At 42.4% G+C, this 18,958-nt stretch carries 18 protein-coding genes; all 18 read left to right on the top strand.

Annotated features, from left to right (window positions below):
• The first annotated feature begins 11 nt into the window (after positions 1–11).
• The 18 genes from LWH95_RS04665 to fliI all read left to right on the top strand — a co-directional run bounded on the left by LWH95_RS04665 (position 12) and on the right by fliI (position 18,956).
• Positions 12–1,742 (top strand): hypothetical protein, encoded by a 1,731-nt coding sequence (locus tag LWH95_RS04665; protein ID WP_232919061.1) that lies wholly within the window; start codon positions 12–14, stop codon positions 1,740–1,742.
• Positions 1,739–2,020 (top strand): FlhB-like flagellar biosynthesis protein, encoded by a 282-nt coding sequence (locus LWH95_RS04670; protein WP_003220834.1) that lies wholly within the window; start codon positions 1,739–1,741, stop codon positions 2,018–2,020. Before LWH95_RS04665 ends, LWH95_RS04670 begins: the two co-directional genes overlap by 4 nt.
• A gap of 173 nt (positions 2,021–2,193) precedes the next feature.
• Positions 2,194–3,351 (top strand): ADP-forming succinate--CoA ligase subunit beta, encoded by a 1,158-nt coding sequence (gene sucC, locus LWH95_RS04675; protein ID WP_003238568.1) that lies wholly within the window; start codon positions 2,194–2,196, stop codon positions 3,349–3,351.
• Between the two features lie 28 nt (positions 3,352–3,379).
• Complete coding sequence (gene sucD, locus LWH95_RS04680) at positions 3,380–4,282, top strand: succinate--CoA ligase subunit alpha (RefSeq protein ID WP_003238566.1); 903 nt, start codon at positions 3,380–3,382, stop codon at positions 4,280–4,282.
• Between the two features lie 60 nt (positions 4,283–4,342).
• On the top strand, positions 4,343–5,236 hold the full coding sequence (gene dprA / locus LWH95_RS04685; protein WP_133487478.1) for a DNA-processing protein DprA: 894 nt from the start codon (positions 4,343–4,345) through the stop codon (positions 5,234–5,236).
• 184 nt (positions 5,237–5,420) lie between these two features.
• Positions 5,421–7,496: a type I DNA topoisomerase gene (gene topA / locus LWH95_RS04690; RefSeq protein ID WP_225515051.1), complete on the top strand. Its 2,076-nt coding sequence runs from the start codon at positions 5,421–5,423 to the stop codon at positions 7,494–7,496.
• A gap of 75 nt (positions 7,497–7,571) precedes the next feature.
• Positions 7,572–8,879 carry an FADH(2)-oxidizing methylenetetrahydrofolate--tRNA-(uracil(54)-C(5))-methyltransferase TrmFO gene (gene trmFO, locus LWH95_RS04695; protein ID WP_232919062.1) on the top strand — a complete coding sequence of 436 codons (1,308 nt, stop codon included), beginning with the start codon at positions 7,572–7,574 and terminating at the stop codon, positions 8,877–8,879.
• Positions 8,880–8,946: 67 nt separating this feature from the next.
• Complete coding sequence (gene xerC / locus LWH95_RS04700; RefSeq protein WP_003238557.1) at positions 8,947–9,861, top strand: tyrosine recombinase XerC; 915 nt, start codon at positions 8,947–8,949, stop codon at positions 9,859–9,861.
• A gap of 12 nt (positions 9,862–9,873) precedes the next feature.
• Positions 9,874–10,419, top strand: a complete 546-nt coding sequence (gene clpQ / locus LWH95_RS04705) for an ATP-dependent protease subunit ClpQ (protein WP_003238555.1) — start codon at positions 9,874–9,876, stop codon at positions 10,417–10,419.
• A gap of 16 nt (positions 10,420–10,435) precedes the next feature.
• Positions 10,436–11,839 (top strand): HslU--HslV peptidase ATPase subunit, encoded by a 1,404-nt coding sequence (gene hslU, locus LWH95_RS04710; protein WP_003238553.1) that lies wholly within the window; start codon positions 10,436–10,438, stop codon positions 11,837–11,839.
• Between the two features lie 39 nt (positions 11,840–11,878).
• Complete coding sequence (gene codY / locus LWH95_RS04715) at positions 11,879–12,658, top strand: GTP-sensing pleiotropic transcriptional regulator CodY (protein ID WP_003238551.1); 780 nt, start codon at positions 11,879–11,881, stop codon at positions 12,656–12,658.
• A gap of 381 nt (positions 12,659–13,039) precedes the next feature.
• A complete protein-coding gene (gene flgB / locus LWH95_RS04720; protein ID WP_232919063.1) occupies positions 13,040–13,429 on the top strand; it encodes a flagellar basal body rod protein FlgB in 390 nt (129 codons plus the stop codon).
• A complete protein-coding gene (flgC, locus tag LWH95_RS04725) occupies positions 13,429–13,881 on the top strand; it encodes a flagellar basal body rod protein FlgC (protein WP_232919112.1) in 453 nt (150 codons plus the stop codon). The genes flgB and flgC overlap by 1 nt, the downstream gene beginning before the upstream one ends.
• 11 nt (positions 13,882–13,892) lie before the next feature.
• Positions 13,893–14,213: a flagellar hook-basal body complex protein FliE gene (gene fliE, locus LWH95_RS04730; protein ID WP_003238544.1), complete on the top strand. Its 321-nt coding sequence runs from the start codon at positions 13,893–13,895 to the stop codon at positions 14,211–14,213.
• A gap of 45 nt (positions 14,214–14,258) precedes the next feature.
• Positions 14,259–15,869, top strand: coding sequence for a flagellar basal-body MS-ring/collar protein FliF (fliF, locus tag LWH95_RS04735; protein ID WP_232919064.1), 1,611 nt, complete (start codon positions 14,259–14,261; stop codon positions 15,867–15,869).
• A gap of 12 nt (positions 15,870–15,881) precedes the next feature.
• Positions 15,882–16,898, top strand: coding sequence for a flagellar motor switch protein FliG (gene fliG / locus LWH95_RS04740; protein ID WP_003231981.1), 1,017 nt, complete (start codon positions 15,882–15,884; stop codon positions 16,896–16,898).
• Positions 16,891–17,643, top strand: coding sequence for a flagellar assembly protein FliH (gene fliH / locus LWH95_RS04745; protein WP_232919065.1), 753 nt, complete (start codon positions 16,891–16,893; stop codon positions 17,641–17,643). Before fliG ends, fliH begins: the two co-directional genes overlap by 8 nt.
• Positions 17,640–18,956, top strand: coding sequence for a flagellar protein export ATPase FliI (fliI, locus tag LWH95_RS04750; RefSeq protein ID WP_232919066.1), 1,317 nt, complete (start codon positions 17,640–17,642; stop codon positions 18,954–18,956). The genes fliH and fliI overlap by 4 nt, the downstream gene beginning before the upstream one ends.
• The last annotated feature ends 2 nt before the right edge of the window (positions 18,957–18,958 follow it).

An 18,958-nucleotide genomic window follows, 5' to 3' on the forward strand; every position in this document is an offset into this window, starting at 1 on the left:
ACCTTTTTTAAATGAATATACGAAATGATGTGCAAAAGGCGCTGCAGCACCTTTGGGGAAATACAGCAATCCCGCAGGAAACATCAAATGCCAGCGAAGCGCTAAACGGGGAAAAGCGTCTCCTTTTAGGAAAAGTGCTTCGTTTATTAGGAGACCAGCATGCGCTGATCCAAGTCGGCAATCAAACTGTCCAGGGAAAACTTGAAACCCAGCTTCGTCCTCAGGCGTACTATTGGTTTTCCTACGAAAAAAAAACGGCAGAACAGACAGGCCGTCTTCAGGTCGTTCAAAGCTTTGACCAAAATCCAAAAACCATTCAGGATGCAGCTGGCAAGCTTTTAAATGCCATATCAGTGAAACCGTCAAACACTGCTCTCATGATGACAGGAGCAATGCTGAAGAGCAAAACACCTGTAACAGAAAATGATATCAAAACGGCTGTCTGCTGGATGGATACGCTGCCTGCGCAAGACACAAAAAAAGCGATTGAAACGGTTCTGTTCGCCTTAAAACGTGATCTTCCCATTCACCCCGAGGTGTTGAGCGGTGTTCATGCTATAAAATCACCTATTCCGCTGCATCAGCACGTATCCCAGCTGCTTCAGGCAATCAGCCAAAGCCCTCAGCAGAGCCAGATGATGGCAAAACTGAAAGAAGCAGTTACAGCACTTTTTAATAGTGAAATCGAAATCCATGCAGAACGTCTGATCGAAAAGCTTATTTCTTTAACGGACAATACAAAAGCACCTTCTTCAGGCAATACAGCTGGAAACAGGGAGCTTAGCGCACCAGCCGGCTCCCCCTTAAAGACCAATTTGCCGCCTGTAAACCACACAGCGGAACAGAGAAGCATACAAGAAGAGCCTATTAAAAACGCAGCAGACATTCCAATCAAAGAAGCCCGCCAGCTGCTGACAAAGCTGACGGATTCTGCTGAAAAAAACGGTCTTCAAATTGTGAAAGAAGCAGCAAATTGGATTAAAGCGGCTGCTTTATCGGGTGATGGTAAGTCACCTGCAGCTTCAGCTGTTTTACAGGAGGCGCGAGTATCAGATCAGGAAGCCGAAGTTTTTTTAAAGGCTGCCCAGCAGACAGCACCTAGTTTGGCGGATAAGGCAGATGTCCTTTCTTTTTTATCCAAAGTGAAAATTGCAATCGGCGCAAGGGACGAGCTTGCATTTATTAAAGCATTTGAACAAGGAAGCTCAGTCACACCTGACGATATACAATCCATCAAGCTGGCTCTTCATGCCGCAAGAGCATCGCATGAGGTAGCCGAGCCTGTCAAACAGGAAGCTGATCAGCTTTTTCATAAATTAAACGGCCAGCTTTTCATGCAGCAGGATCACCCCTCATACAGCCAAATTGTGATGTCATTTCCGCTGTTTTCGAAGTCAGGGGCTCAGGACATGACTGTTTTGTTTAAAGGTAAGAAAGAAGCGGATGGAAAGCTTGATCCTTCCCATTGCCGCCTTTTGTTTTTACTGCAGCTGGATACGTTAAAAGAAACCGTCGTTGACTGCTTGATACAGCAAAAAGTCATGACCATTACAATTGAGACTGATTTCGAGCTTCAGGCTGCGATCGATCCGATGGTGCCCGCGCTTAAACAGGGCCTCAAGGAAATGGGGTACAGCCTTTCAGGGGTAAACGCTAAAAAAAGGATTCGCCCCGAAGAAAAGACTGCAATCGATCAATACATAACAAGCATCAGTGATCAGGAAGTGGATGTGAAAATATGAAAGAGCAGACGCCGATCAGAAAAGCTGTGGCTCTCCATTATGATGAACAAAAAGACAAGGCGCCGAAAGTGATTGCGACAGGTAAGGGCCATGTAGCCGACAACATTATTAAAGAAGCAAAAAAGGCAGGGGTCCCGATTCAAGAAGATCGGACCCTTGTCGAATTAATGCGCCATTTGACTGTAGATGATCAAATTCCGGAAGCTCTTTATGAAACGGTAGCTGAGATTTTTTCGTTCATTTACCGATTGGACGAAAGCGTAAAAAACAAAAAATAGCTAAAATATTCCCCATCCTCTGTTTGAAATTTATGTTTTTAATAAAATAAAAGTTTGAATGTTTAGAAGGATTTTAAGATTTTGCATCGAACTCTAGACAATTCTTCCAGTATTATTATAGAATGAAAGCGCAGTCTATTTTAGTTTTGTTACATAAGTTAGGAGGATGGGAAATGAATATCCATGAGTACCAGGGAAAAGAAGTCCTCAGAAAATATGGGGTATCTGTTCCTGAAGGTAAAGTGGCTTTTACAGCAGAAGAAGCAGTTGAGAAAGCAAAGAGTTTATCCAGCTCGGTTTATGTCGTAAAGGCTCAAATTCATGCTGGCGGTCGAGGCAAAGCTGGTGGGGTAAAAATAGCAAAATCATTAGACGAAGTGAAAGCGTATGCCGAAGAACTTTTAGGGAAGACCCTAGTTACACATCAGACGGGTCCGGACGGCCAAGTAATAAAACGCTTACTTATTGAAGAAGGCTGCGATATTAAAAAAGAATACTACGTGGGGCTCGTTCTTGACCGCGCTACTTCTAGAATCGTTCTGATGGCTTCTGAAGAAGGCGGAACGGAAATTGAAGAAGTTGCGGAGAAAACACCGGAAAAAATCAAAAAAGCTGTCATTGATCCGGCTGTCGGCCTTCAAGGCTATCAAGCTAGAGAAATCGCATTCGCTATTAATATTCCAAAGGAGCTCGTGGGAAAAGCTGCTAAGTTTATGCTTGGACTATATAAAGCGTTTGTTGAGAAAGACTGCTCAATCGCCGAAATCAATCCGCTCGTTGTAACCGGCGATGGAAATGTGATGGCGCTTGATGCGAAATTGAACTTCGACAGCAACGCGTTGTACAGACAAAAGGACATTATGGAGTACAGAGATTTGGATGAAGAAGATCCGAAAGAAATCGAAGCATCCAAATATGATTTAAGCTACATTTCCCTTGATGGAAATATCGGCTGTATGGTAAACGGCGCGGGACTTGCAATGTCCACAATGGATATTATCAAGCATTATGGAGGAGAACCGGCCAACTTCCTTGATGTGGGCGGCGGTGCAACCGCAGAAAAAGTCACGGAAGCATTTAAAATCATTCTTTCTGATCAAAACGTTAAAGGGATTTTTGTCAACATCTTCGGCGGCATTATGAAATGTGATGTCATCGCAGAAGGGGTTGTTGAAGCGACAAGACAAGTTGGTTTGACATTGCCGCTTGTCGTCCGTCTTGAAGGCACAAACGTGGATCTAGGGAAGAAAATCCTTAGTGAATCAGGATTAAATATTACATCTGCGGAATCAATGGCTGACGGCGCGCAGAAAATCGTATCCTTAGTTTAGGAAAGAATGAAAGGCAGGGGACCAGATAATGAGTGTTTTTATTAATAAAGATACAAGAGTTATTGTGCAAGGGATTACAGGTTCTACCGCTTTATTTCATACGAAGCAGATGCTCGAATACGGCACAAATATCGTAGGCGGTGTAACACCTGGAAAAGGCGGAACTGAAGCGGAAGGTGTTCCTGTATTTAATACAGTGGCTGAAGCAGTCCAAACGACCGGCGCTAACGCGTCTGTTATATATGTGCCGGCACCGTTTGCAGCAGATGCGATTATGGAAGCGGTAGATGCGGAGCTTGATCTCGTGATTTGCATCACTGAGCATATTCCGGTTTTGGATATGGTGAAGGTCAAACGCTTCATGGAAGGCAAGAAAACGAGACTGATAGGGCCGAACTGCCCTGGTGTCATCACGCCTGAAGAATGTAAAATCGGCATTATGCCTGGATATATCCATAAAAAGGGTCATGTAGGCGTTGTATCGCGTTCAGGAACTTTAACATACGAAGCGGTGCACCAGCTGTCAGAAGCGGGTGTAGGACAATCTACAGCTGTTGGAATCGGCGGCGACCCTGTAAATGGAACAAACTTTATTGACGTTTTAAAAGCGTTTAACGAAGATCCTGATACACACGCTGTCATCATGATTGGCGAAATCGGCGGTACTGCCGAAGAGGAAGCGGCAGAGTGGGTAAAAGCCAACATGACAAAACCGGTAGTCGGCTTTATCGGCGGGAAAACAGCACCACCAGGGAAACGCATGGGGCATGCAGGCGCCATTATTTCCGGCGGAAAAGGTACAGCTGATGAAAAAATCAAAACCCTTAATGCATGCGGAATCGAAGTTGCAGAGACACCTTCTGTAATGGGTGAAACCTTAATTAAGGTGCTGAAAGAAAAGAATTTGTTCGAAACTTGCAAAACGCATTAATAAAGAAGGGACAGCCGTCAAGGCTGTTCCTGCTTTTTCTGTCAAAAGGAGGTCAATATATTGGATCAGGCCGCTGCCTGTTTAATGATTTGCAGAATCAATCAATTATTATCCCCATCCCTTCTATTAAAATGGTGGAAAGCTGATCCGTCTATGTCGCTGACATCGCCCGTGTTCGAAACTGTTACTCACGGTAAAGTAAAAGCAGCTGCATTAAAAAACAAAATAGAAGAACATTACCCAAAACTTCAGCGTGTACTTGCTGCTTACCATGAGCAAGGCATTAACATCATCCCGATTTCTTCAAAGCAATATCCTTTCTGGCTGAAAACCATTTATGATCCCCCCGCTGTCCTGTTTGCAAAGGGTGATATGACCCTTCTTTCTAAAGGGAGGAAAATTGGAATTGTAGGTACAAGAAATCCAACAGCGTATGGTATACAAGTTGTCAACCATCTTACAAAAGAGCTTTGCCGTAAAGATTGGGTGATTGTCAGCGGACTGGCGTCTGGAATAGACGGAATGTCCCATGCTGCAAGTATTAAGGCGAAGGGGCGGACAATCGGCGTCATTGCAGGCGGATTTCAGCACATTTATCCCCGGGAAAACCTTCAGTTAGCAGATCACATGGCTAAACACCATATCCTTCTGTCAGAGCATCCACCAGCAACCAAACCCCAAAAATGGCATTTCCCTATGAGAAACCGTATCATCAGCGGATTAAGTGAAGGCATTATTGTCGTGCAGGGCAAAGAAAAAAGCGGTTCGCTGATTACTGCAGACCAAGCAATGGAACAAGGGAGAGAAGTTTTTGCCGTACCCGGTTCATTATTTGATCCTTACGCCGGAGGTCCTATAAAACTAATCCAGCAGGGGGCTAAAGCCATATGGTCAGCAGATGATATTTTCGAGGAGCTTCCTGAGAGAAACGTTCAATATACGGAACCCTTTTGAATTATCGTTTGACAAACGGCATTGTAATATTTAATAATAGTGAGGATTTAAAGTTGCATATTGTTTTCTATTTAAATAATGACGTTCATCATAAAGAATGAAATGTTGAAAGCCAAATAAAGACAGCTGCAAAAACAAAATTGAAATACTTGAAGAGAGAGAACACCTCTTGAGGGGGATGAAAATGTCTGATTATCTAGTCATCGTGGAATCGCCCGCTAAGGCGAAAACGATTGAACGTTACTTAGGTAAAAAATATAAAGTAAAAGCATCAATGGGACATGTCCGGGATCTTCCAAAAAGTCAAATGGGAGTTGACATAGAACAGAATTTTGAGCCGAAATACATTACCATTCGAGGTAAAGGGCCGGTATTAAAAGAGCTGAAAACGGCTGCGAAAAAAGCCAAAAAAGTGTATCTCGCAGCCGACCCCGACAGAGAAGGGGAAGCGATTGCATGGCACTTGGCACACAGCCTTGATTTAGATCTCAATTCAGACTGCCGTGTGGTGTTTAACGAAATTACAAAAGACGCCATTAAGGAATCGTTTAAGCATCCTCGCATGATCAATATGGATTTAGTGGATGCACAGCAGGCGAGACGTATTTTAGACAGGCTTGTCGGATATAAAATCAGTCCAATCCTATGGAAAAAGGTCAAAAAAGGCCTTAGTGCAGGCCGCGTACAATCCGTTGCCCTCCGCTTGATTATTGATCGTGAAAAAGAGATTAACGACTTTAAGCCAGAGGAATATTGGACAATTGACGGTACGTTCTTGAAAGGACAGGAAACGTTCGAAGCGAGCTTTTTCGGAAAAAACGGCAAAAAACTTCCTTTAAAAAGTGAAGCCGACGTAAAAGACATTCTTTCTCAGCTCAAAGGCAATAAATATACAGTTGAAAAAGTAACGAAAAAGGAACGCAAACGTAATCCGGCCTTGCCTTTTACAACTTCCACCCTGCAGCAGGAAGCTGCGCGTAAGCTCAATTTCAGAGCGAAGAAAACGATGATGATTGCACAGCAATTATATGAAGGAATCGATCTTGGAAGAGAAGGAACTGTCGGTCTGATCACGTATATGAGAACGGATTCAACCCGTATTTCAAATACGGCTGTTGATGAAGCAGCTGCATTTATTGATCAGGCATACGGCAAAGAGTTCTTAGGCGGCAAACGAAAGCCTGCGAAAAAGAATGAAAATGCTCAGGACGCTCACGAAGCAATCCGCCCGACATCAGTTCTCAGAAAACCAAGTGAATTAAAAGCAGTACTTGGCAGAGATCAAATGAGATTGTATAAATTAATTTGGGAGCGCTTTGTTGCCAGCCAAATGGCACCTGCTGTTCTCGATACAATGAGTGTTGACCTGACAAACAATGGTTTGACATTTCGTGCAAATGGAAGTAAAGTCAAGTTTTCCGGGTTTATGAAGGTGTATGTTGAAGGAAAAGACGACCAAATGGAAGAAAAAGACCGGATGCTGCCTGACTTACAAGAAGGCGACACGGTATTATCAAAAGATATAGAACCGGAGCAGCATTTTACCCAGCCGCCTCCGCGCTATACTGAGGCACGACTCGTTAAAACCCTTGAAGAACTCGGTATCGGCCGTCCTTCCACATATGCTCCGACGCTTGATACCATTCAGCGGCGCGGCTACGTGGGTTTGGATAATAAACGCTTTGTTCCGACTGAACTGGGACAGATTGTCCTTGACTTAATTATGGAATTTTTCCCTGAAATTATTAACGTTGAGTTTACAGCGAAAATGGAAAAAGACCTTGATCATGTTGAAGAAGGCAATACCGAATGGGTTAAGATTATTGATAACTTCTATACCGATTTTGAAAAACGGGTCAAAAAAGCAGAAGCGGAAATGAAGGAAGTTGAAATCGAACCGGAATATGCAGGAGAAGATTGTGAATTGTGCAGTTCTCCAATGGTATATAAAATGGGTCGGTACGGTAAATTCTTAGCCTGCTCCAACTTCCCGGACTGCCGGAACACAAAACCGATTGTGAAACAAATCGGCGTAAAGTGCCCGAGCTGCGGTGAAGGAAATATTGTGGAGCGAAAATCGAAAAAGAAACGGGTTTTTTACGGCTGTGACCGTTATCCGGACTGTGAATTCGTTTCCTGGGACAAACCAATTGAACGGAAATGCCCGAAATGCGGAAAAATGCTTGTCGAGAAAAAACTCAAAAAAGGCATACAAGTCCAATGCGTGGAATGCGATTATAAGGAAGAACCACAGAAGTAGCGGTGAGCAGGGTCTTGCTCACCTTCTTTGTGTGTTAAAAGAAGGCCTTGAATAATAAACTAGGAGATGTGAAAGATGAACCAACAAACAGTGAATGTAATCGGAGCCGGACTCGCAGGAAGTGAAGCCGCATGGCAGCTTGCCAAACGGGGAATTCAAGTTAAATTATATGAAATGCGCCCTGTTAAACAAACGCCTGCGCACCATACAGATAAATTTGCCGAGCTTGTGTGCAGCAACTCTCTGCGTTCCAACACGCTTGCTAACGCTGTCGGTGTATTAAAGGAAGAAATGCGGGCGCTTGATTCAGCCATCATCGCGGCTGCTGACGAATGTTCAGTCCCTGCCGGCGGGGCTCTCGCAGTAGACCGTCATGAATTTGCCGCAAGTGTGACAAATCGGGTGAAAAATCATCCAAACGTAACCGTTATTAATGAAGAAGTGACAGAAATCCCTGAAGGCCCTACCATTATCGCAACGGGTCCATTAACATCAGAATCGCTGTCTGCCCAGCTGAAGGAGCTGACTGGAGAGGACTATTTATATTTTTATGATGCAGCGGCACCAATTGTAGAAAAAGACAGCCTTGATATGGATAAAGTGTACTTGAAATCCCGTTATGATAAAGGTGAAGCGGCGTATTTGAACTGCCCGATGACAGAAGAAGAGTTTGACCGTTTTCATGAAGCATTAACATCAGCAGAAACAGTCCCGTTAAAAGAATTTGAAAAAGAGATTTTCTTTGAAGGCTGCATGCCGATTGAAGTCATGGCAAAACGGGGTAAGAAAACAATGCTTTTCGGCCCGATGAAACCGGTTGGTCTAGAGCATCCTGTTACAGGAAAACGTCCTTATGCTGTCGTTCAGCTCAGACAGGATGATGCAGCAGGAACACTCTATAATATTGTAGGATTCCAGACTCATTTAAAATGGGGAGACCAAAAGGAAGTTCTCAAATTGATTCCAGGGCTTGAAAATGTAGAAATCGTCAGATACGGTGTGATGCACAGAAACACATTCATTAATTCTCCAAGCCTGTTAAAGCCGACCTATCAATTTAAAAACCGCAGTGATCTGTTCTTTGCAGGCCAAATGACGGGAGTAGAAGGATATGTGGAATCAGCTGCCTCAGGACTGGTAGCAGGCATTAATGCGGCTAAACTTGTTTTAGGAGAAGAGCTTGTCACTTTCCCTCAGGAAACAGCGATAGGCAGCATGGCTCACTATATTACAACAACAAATCAGAAGAACTTCCAGCCGATGAATGCAAACTTTGGGCTTTTAAAAGAATTGCCTGTTAAAATTAAAAATAAAAAAGAGCGAAATGAACAATACGCGAACCGCGCAATTGAGACAATTCGAACAATTTCGAAAACAATATAGGTATTGATTGCAACTTGAACGCGATTTGTGATACCATTTAAAAGCCCTTTCTGGGGAGGTATTAGGCATGGAGAATGTTAAGAATTTCGTAAAGTTATTCGTTGAATATTTACAAATTGAAAAAAATTATTCACAATATACTATTGTGAATTATGTGGATTCAATTGAAGAATTCGAGACTTTCCTGCGCGTTCAAGGTATAAATGGATTTGAAAAAGCTGCATATCAAGATACTAGGATTTTTTTGACAGAAGCCTATGAAAAAGGTTTATCGAGACGAACAATAAGCAAAAAGATATCTGCATTGAGAAGCTTTTATAAGTTTCTGATGCGGGAAAAGCTTGTTGAAGAAAATCCGTTTCAGCTTGTTCATCTGCCGAAACAAGAGAAACGGATACCGAAGTTTCTATATCAAAAAGAGCTTGAGGAGCTGTTTGAAGTTTCAGATATAAGCCAGCCGGCCGGAATGAGGGATCAAGCGCTGCTAGAGCTTCTCTATGCCACCGGAATGAGGGTCAGTGAATGTTGTTCCATAAGTGTCAACGATATCGATTTATTTATGGACACTGTACTTGTTCACGGTAAAGGCAAGAAGCAGCGCTATATCCCCTTTGGGTCTTACGCCCGCGAAGCATTGAAGGTATATATGAATAGCGGAAGACAGTGCTTGCTGATGAAAGCAAAAGAACCTCATGATCTATTATTCGTGAATCAAAGAGGCGGACCGCTTACAGCCCGAGGCATCAGACATATTTTAAGCGGGCTTGTTCAAAAAGCGTCCGGCACTTTACATATCCATCCGCATATGCTTCGACATACGTTCGCTACTCATCTGTTAAACGAAGGAGCAGATTTGAGAAGCGTTCAAGAACTGCTCGGGCATTCCAATCTGTCTTCGACACAGATATACACGCACGTTTCGAAGGAAATGTTGAGAAACACATATATGTCTCACCATCCAAGAGCTTTTAAGAAAAATTAAAGGAGGCCCTTTATGTCATCTTTTCATGCGACCACAATATTTGCCGTCCAGCATAAGGGACGAAGCGCAATGTCCGGAGACGGCCAAGTGACATTTGGTCAGGCTGTTGTCATGAAACACACTGCGAGAAAAGTGAGAAAACTGTTTAACGGCAAGGTTCTTGCTGGGTTTGCGGGTTCTGTTGCAGACGCTTTCACTTTATTCGAAAAGTTTGAAGCTAAGCTTGAAGAGTATAACGGCAACTTAAAACGGGCAGCCGTTGAGCTTGCAAAGGAATGGCGCAGCGATAAAGTGCTTAGAAAGCTTGAAGCTATGCTGATTGTGATGAACCAGGATACTTTGCTTCTCGTATCGGGAACAGGCGAGGTGATCGAACCAGATGACGGCATTCTCGCGATTGGATCAGGAGGCAATTATGCTTTGGCAGCCGGAAGAGCTTTGAAAAAGCATGCCGGTGAAAGCATGTCTGCAAGTGAGATTGCTAGAGCCGCGTTAGAAACAGCAGGCGAAATTTGTGTTTACACGAACGATCAAATCATACTGGAAGAGCTTGAATAGAAAGGACTTGAGGCGCATGGAAAAAAAACCGTTAACACCTAGACAGATAGTAGATCGGTTAGACCAATATATTGTCGGTCAGCAAAACGCTAAAAAAGCTGTCGCCGTGGCATTAAGAAACCGCTATAGAAGAAGTCTTCTGGATGAAAAGCTGAAGGACGAGGTCGTTCCGAAAAACATTTTAATGATGGGGCCTACCGGCGTTGGAAAAACTGAAATTGCCAGACGTATCGCCAAGCTTTCAGGTGCGCCATTTATTAAAATTGAAGCAACAAAATTCACCGAAGTCGGTTATGTAGGCAGAGATGTTGAATCAATGGTCAGAGACCTTGTGGAAACTTCTGTTCGGCTTATAAAAGAAGAGAAAATGACTGAAGTAAAGGAGCAGGCAGAAGAAAATGCAAACAAACGCATTGTTCGTCTGTTAGTTCCTGGGAAGAAAAAACAATCAGGCGTGAAAAATCCGTTTGAAATGTTTTTTGGCGGCAGCCAGCCGAATGGCGAAGATGAGGCGGAGAGCCAGGAAGAAGCAAACATTGAAGAAAAAAGAAAACGCATGGCGCATCAGCTGGCTTTAGGAGAGCTCGAAGACTATTATGTAACAGTAGAAGTCGAAGAGCAGCAGCCTTCTATGTTTGACATGCTGCAAGGCTCGGGTATGGAGCAGATGGGCATGAATATGCAGGACGCGCTGAGCGGATTAATGCCAAAGAAAAAGAAACGGCGCAAAATGACAGTCAGAGAAGCCAGAAAAGTCCTGACAAATGAAGAAGCAAGCAAACTCATCGATATGGATGAAGTCAGCCAGGAAGCTGTTCAGAGAGCAGAAGAGAGCGGCATTATCTTTATCGACGAGATCGATAAAATTGCAAAAAACGGCGGCGCGTCATCATCTGCCGATGTATCAAGAGAAGGCGTTCAGCGGGATATCCTCCCAATCGTTGAGGGTTCTACCGTTGTTACTAAATATGGTTCGGTAAAAACAGACCATGTGTTATTTATTGCAGCAGGAGCGTTTCATATGGCCAAACCGTCTGATTTAATTCCTGAGCTGCAGGGACGTTTCCCGATTCGTGTAGAACTGAGCAAACTCACGGTAGACGACTTCGTGAGAATTTTGGTTGAGCCGGATAATGCGCTGCTGAAACAATATCAGGCTTTATTGCAGACAGAAGGTATATCTCTTGAATTTTCTGACGAAGCTATTCATAAGATTGCTGAAGTTGCTTATCATGTGAACCAGGACACAGATAATATCGGTGCGAGACGCCTTCATACAATACTCGAACGCCTATTAGAAGATCTGTCGTTTGAGGCTCCTGATGTAACAATGGAGAAAATAACGATTACACCACAGTATGTCGAAGAAAAGCTCGGAACGATAGCCAAAAATAAAGATTTAAGTCAATTTATATTGTGAAAAATTTAATAAGAGGAATGTTTAGGAGGATTATTTATCATGGCTTTATTACAAAAAACAAGAATTATTAACTCCATGCTGCAAGCTGCGGCAGGGAAACCGGTAAACTTCAAGGAAATGGCGGAGACGCTGCGGGATGTAATTGATTCCAATATTTTCGTTGTGAGCCGCAGAGGCAAACTCCTTGGATATTCTATTAACCAGCAAATTGAAAATGATCGTATGAAAAAAATGCTTGAGGATCGTCAATTCCCTGAAGAATATACGAAAAATCTGTTTAACGTCCCTGAAACATCTTCTAACTTGGATATTAATAGTGAATATACTGCTTTTCCTGTTGAGAACAGAGACCTGTTCCAAGCTGGTTTAACAACAATTGTGCCGATCATCGGAGGCGGAGAAAGATTAGGAACCCTCATTCTTTCACGTTTACAGGATCAATTTCATGATGATGATTTAATTCTCGCTGAATACGGCGCTACAGTTGTCGGCATGGAAATTCTGAGAGAAAAAGCAGAAGAAATCGAAGAGGAAGCGAGAAGCAAAGCTGTCGTACAAATGGCTATCAGCTCTCTTTCTTACAGTGAGCTTGAAGCAATTGAGCACATTTTTGAAGAGCTTGACGGAAACGAAGGCCTTCTCGTTGCAAGTAAAATCGCAGACCGTGTCGGCATTACCCGCTCTGTGATTGTTAATGCACTCAGAAAGCTAGAAAGCGCCGGTGTCATCGAGTCAAGATCATTAGGAATGAAAGGTACTTATATCAAAGTTCTTAACAACAAATTCCTAATTGAATTAGAAAATCTAAAATCTCATTAATCACCGAAAGAACCCCTTAAAAAGGGGTTCTTTTTTATACTCAAATAAAAGGAAATTGATAAGCTTTATTTCCTGGGTTGAAAGTCTTTCGTTGTAATAATTTTAATAAAATTTACATTTTTCTTCAAATGGACATAAAAATGACGAAAATAATGAAGAAAAAACAGAAATTCTGCTATTTTCAGGCTTATATCAAAGTGAAAACATAGTTCAAATAATCTAGGACTATGTGCCTAGTTGCAAAATAGATAATTGTGAGGACATTTTTTTACACGAACTTCATAGACTTTATGCCTGTTATTTCTTACAATAAGCATATAGTTTTACAATTCTCGACAAGGATATTGAGGGTGAAAAAAACTGAAATGGAGGTAAGTGGATTTGAGCTTATTTTCTGGAACGATACAAAATCTTGAAAATGCCTTGAACAGAGCGGATATTAAGCAAAAAGTCATAACTAATAATATCGCCAATATAGATACACCGGACTATAAGGCAAAAAAAGTCTCTTTCCAAAATTTATTAGATCAAGAATCCTCGCGTCTTGATGCGATAAAAACAGACTATCGTCATATTGATTTTTCTGATACTGATTCGAATTATTCAATTGTAACAAGCGGGAATACATCGTATCAGCAAAATGGAAACAATGTTGATGTTGACAAAGAGATGACGGAATTAGCACAAAACCAAATCAACTATCAAGCTTTAGTTGAAAGAATGAACGGTAAATTTAATTCGCTGAAGACCGTATTAACAGGAGGAAAATGATGACAGCTTTTCATAGCTTAAATGTTTCAGCATCAGCTTTAACAGCTCAGCGTGTCAGAATGGACGTTGTATCGTCTAACTTGGCTAATATGGATACGACAAGAGCTAAGCAAGTGGATGGAGAGTGGGTGCCTTACAGAAGAAAAATGGTTTCCCTTCAGTTAAAAGGTGAATCGTTCTCTTCCATTCTCAATTCACAAATGAGCGGAAGCGGCAATGCAGGAAACGGTGTAAAGGTTTCAAAAATCACGGAAGATGATTCGGATTTTAATCTTGTCTATGATCCGACAGACCCTGATGCAAACGCTGAAGGATATGTACAAAAGCCTAATGTTGATCCATTAAAAGAAATGGTTGACCTTGTCAGCAGCACAAGATCATATGAGGCGAATGTGACAGCGATGAATGCCACAAAGGGAATGCTGATGAAGGCGTTAGAAATCGGAAAGTAAGGTGAATGAATGTGATTAATGCAATTTCTCCTTTTCAGGTTCAAAATACTCAAAACACTCAAAATGCAACAAATCAAGTAAACAATAGCCAAAAAACAGATTCTTCAAATCAAACAAGCTTTTCGGAGCTTTTAAAAAACTCTATTAGTTCGTTAAATGAGTCCCAAGTAGCTTCTGACAACATGACTAATGCCTTGGCAGCAGGAAAAGATGTAAATCTTGATGAGGTCATGATCGCCGCTCAAAAAGCAAGTATCTCTCTAACTGCTGCAACAGAGTTCCGCAATAAAGCTGTGGAAGCCTATCAGGAGATTATGAGAATGCAAATGTAGGGGGTCTGACGATTAAGAGAAAGAGTGGAATGACCGGGGGTTAACATGAATCGTACTCTAATGCAAATGAAAAACAAAACGAGTGAGTTTTGGAAAAATAGATCTAAGTTACAAAGGATTTTAATGATTAGTGCTTTAGCGGCAATTATTATTATTGGAATTATTATTAGTGTTTTTGCTTCCAGCACAAAAATGGCGCCGCTGTACAAAGATTTGTCTGCCGAAGAAGCAGGGCAAATCAAAGAAGAACTCGATGCGAAAAAAGTGCCAAACGAACTTTCAAACGGCGGTACAGTGATTAGCGTTCCGGAGGATCAGGTTGATTCATTGAAAGTGCAGATGGCTGCAGAAGGACTTCCTAAAACCGGATCAATTGATTATTCGTTTTTTGGGCAGAATGCCGGTTTTGGTTTGACAGACAATGAGTTTGATATGGTCAAAGTGAAAGCAACACAGACAGAACTATCAAATTTGATCAATGAAATGGACGGTATCAAAAATTCAAAAGTAATGATTAACCTCCCGAAAGACGCTGTTTTTGTCGGTGAGGAGCAGTCTGCAGCATCTGCGTCAATCGTTCTGCAGGTTCAACCGGGCTATACACTTGATCAAAGCCAGATCAACGGATTGTATCATCTGGTATCGAAAAGCGTGCCGAACTTAAAAGAAGATAACATCGTCATCATGGACCAAAATTCTACATACTACGACAAGTCAGACAGCGATGCAGGGTCCTACGCGGATAGTTATTCTTCTCAGCAAGGAATTAAGTCCCAAGTTGAAAAAGATATTCAAAAACATGTTCAGTCATTGCTTGGAACGATGATGGGACAAGATAAAGTCGTTGTCTCCGTGACAGCTGACATTGATTTCACAAAAGAAAATCGCACAGAAGACATTGTTGAACCTGTTGATAAAGAAAACATGGAAGGTATTGCAGTCAGCGCGGAAAAGGTTTCTGAAACATACCAGGGTGATGGTGCAGCCAATGGCGGAACTGCCGGAACCGGCGACGAAGATGTAACAAACTATAAAGCTGACGGCGAAAATACCGAAAGCGGGAACTACGAAAAGAGCAGTAATAAAATCAATTACGAAGTTAACCGCATCCATAAAGAAATCGCTGAAAGCCCTTATAAGGTCAGAGATTTAGGGATTCAAGTCATGGTAGAGCCGCCTGATGCCAAAAACACAGCGTCGCTATCAACTGAAAGACAGGATGATATACAAAAAATCCTTTCAACTGTTGTCAGAACATCACTGGATAAGGATGCAACACAAAACCAGAACCTTTCTGATGAAGATATCAATAATAAAATTGTGGTCTCCGTTCAGCCATTTGACGGAAAAGTCAACTTGGATACAAATACGGAAAAATCCTCAGGTATCCCGCTGTGGGCATATATCGTAGGCGGTGTTTTAATCGCAGCGATCATTGTTCTCATCATTATGCTAGTGAGAAAGAAACGGGCGCAAGAGGATGAATATGAGGAATATGAATATGAGGTTCCTCAAGAACCGATCAATCTGCCTGATATCAACGAAGAGGAAAATGAAACAGCGGAAACAGTCAGACGAAAACAGCTTGAAAAGATGGCGAAAGACAAGCCAGAAGATTTTGCAAAATTGCTGAGAAGCTGGCTGGCCGAGGATTAGGAGGAATTAGAAATGGCGAGACGTGATCAAGATAAGCTTACAGGAAAACAAAAAGCAGCCATTCTCATGATTTCCTTGGGGTTAGATGTGTCAGCTTCTGTATATAAGCACTTAACCGATGAAGAAATTGAAAGGCTTACCCTGGAAATATCGGGTGTTCGAAGTGTTGATCATCAAAAAAAGGATGAAATTATAGAAGAATTTCATAATATAGCCATTGCGCAAGATTATATTTCTCAGGGCGGTCTAAGCTATGCAAGACAAGTTCTTGAGAAGGCGCTTGGAGAGGATAAGGCGGAAAACATTCTAAACAGGCTGACTTCATCTTTACAGGTTAAACCATTTGATTTTGCCAGAAAAGCGGAGCCAGAACAAATTTTGAATTTTATACAGCAAGAGCATCCGCAGACGATGGCTTTAATCTTGTCTTATTTAGATCCTGTGCAAGCCGGGCAAATTTTATCCGAGCTGAATCCTGAGGTACAGGCTGAGGTCGCAAGAAGAATCGCGGTCATGGACAGAACGTCACCTGAAATTATTAATGAGGTAGAACGGATTCTGGAACAAAAATTATCTTCTGCATTTACTCAAGATTATACACAAACAGGCGGAATTGAAGCTGTTGTTGAAGTGTTAAACGGGGTAGACAGAGGAACAGAGAAGACGATCTTAGATTCATTGGAAATTCAGGATCCTGATCTTGCTGAAGAAATTAAAAAGCGGATGTTTGTCTTCGAAGATATTGTTACACTTGATAACCGCGCAATTCAGAGAGTCATTCGCGATGTTGAAAACGACGATCTGCTCCTTTCATTAAAGGTTGCGAGCGAGGAAGTCAAAGAAATTGTATTCAACAATATGTCACAGCGTATGGTTGAAACCTTTAAAGAAGAAATGGAATTCATGGGCCCTGTACGCTTGAAAGATGTAGAAGAAGCTCAATCAAGAATTGTAAGCATCGTCAGAAAGCTTGAAGAAGCCGGTGAAATTGTGATAGCAAGAGGCGGAGGGGACGATATTATTGTCTAATATCATTAAACAAGAATCATCTTTTTCCCCACAAAAGGAAAGAAGAAAACTCTCTGTACAAGAGGTGCGAATCGATCATTCTCACCTTTTGCAGGCTGAAGAGAATCCGAAAGCGCTTATCGCCCGAGTGAAAGAGGAAGCTGACCGGATTTCAGAGCAGGCCAACAGCCATATAGAAACTATTCGCCGTCAAATTGAGCAGGAAAAAAATGATTGGGCAGCTGAAAAACAAAAGCTTATTGAGGAAGCAAAAGCCGAGGGTTTTGAACAAGGTGTGGCATTAGGCAAAGCGGAGGCGCTTCAACAGTATTCCGAGCTGATCGACCAAGCAAACAGCATAACTGAAATGTCCAGAAAAGCTGTTGAGGACAAGCTTGAAGACGCTTCTGAAGAAATCGTTGAGCTTGCCGTTGCACTGGCTAAAAAAGTATGGCAGCAAAAATCTGATGATAAAGAGGCTTTTCTCCTGCTAGTGAAACAGGTTGTAAACGAAGTAAAGGAATATGACGATATCTCAATATATGTAGACCCATATTACTATGAGACAGTCTTTCAGCAAAAAGATGAAATTCTGCAGCTTCTTTATAAAGAATGCCGGCTTGGCATATATGCTGATGAAAAAGCTCAAAAAGGATCTTGTTATATAGAAACTCCTTTTGGCAGAGTGGATGCGAGTGTTGACACACAACTAATGCAATTGAAAGATAAACTTCTGATAGTGCTGGAAGCGGGTGCAGCTGAATGAAGACACAGAGTCTGATAGATTGTATAGAAATGACGGACTCGTATAAACGGTACGGAAAAGTCAAGCGGGTGATCGGCCTGATGATTGAATCAAAAGGGCCTGCAAGCTCAATTGGCGACGTGTGCCTGATTTATGCAAAAGGACAATCTGGTAAAGTCATTAAAGCTGAGGTTGTCGGCTTCCAGGAAGAAAATATTTTTCTTATGCCTTATTTAGAGGCTGCAAGCATTGCGCCCGGCAGTATTGTAGAAGCCACTGGTGAATCTCTTCGGGTTAAAGTCGGAGCAGGACTGATCGGACAGGTTATCGATGCTTTTGGCGAGCCGCTTGACGGAAAACTGCTGCCGAAAGGGCTCTCGCCTGTATCGACGGAGCAATCACCGCCCAACCCGATGAAACGGCCGCCTATCCGTGAAAAGATGGGTGTAGGAGTCAGATCAATTGACAGCTTGCTGACAGTCGGTAAAGGCCAGCGGATTGGCATTTTTGCAGGAAGCGGTGTCGGAAAAAGTACATTAATGGGGATGATCGCCAAGCAGACAGAGGCTGACTTAAACGTCATTGCACTTGTCGGGGAACGCGGGCGAGAGGTTCGGGAGTTTATTGAAAAAGATCTTGGGGAAGAGGGGCTTAAACGATCGATTGTGGTCGTTGCCACCTCAGATCAGCCAGCATTAATGAGATTGAAAGCGGCATATACAGCGACGGCAATTGCCGAGTATTTCCGCGATAAAGGCAAAAATGTCATGTTTATGATGGATTCTGTTACAAGGGTGGCAATGGCGCAGCGTGAGATTGGACTGGCTGCCGGAGAACCTCCGACGACAAAAGGCTATACACCTTCTGTGTTCGCTATTTTACCTCGTTTATTAGAGCGAACAGGTGCAAATGAGCACGGAACCATTACGGCGTTTTATACAGTATTGGTAGACGGGGATGACATGAATGAGCCGATTGCGGACACTGTTCGCGGAATTTTAGACGGACATATTGTGTTGGACAGGGCGCTTGCAAATAAAGGCCAGTTTCCTGCAGTTAATGTACTAAAAAGCATCAGCAGGGTGATGTCAAACATATCGACAAGACAACATCTGGAAGCAGCAAATAAATTCCGTGAACTTTTATCAACATATCAAAATTCGGAAGATCTCATTAATATCGGAGCTTACAAAAGAGGATCCTCAAGAGAAATTGATGAAGCGATACAATTTTATCCGCAGCTTATTCAATTTTTAAAACAGGGAACAGACGAATCAGCATTATTGGAAGAAAGCATTGCTGCATTAACTAGTTTGACAGGAAATGAGGAATAAAC

Origin of the sequence: Bacillus sp. G16 (assembly GCF_021282335.1) — a bacterium.
Classification (GTDB): domain Bacteria; phylum Bacillota; class Bacilli; order Bacillales; family Bacillaceae; genus Bacillus; species Bacillus inaquosorum.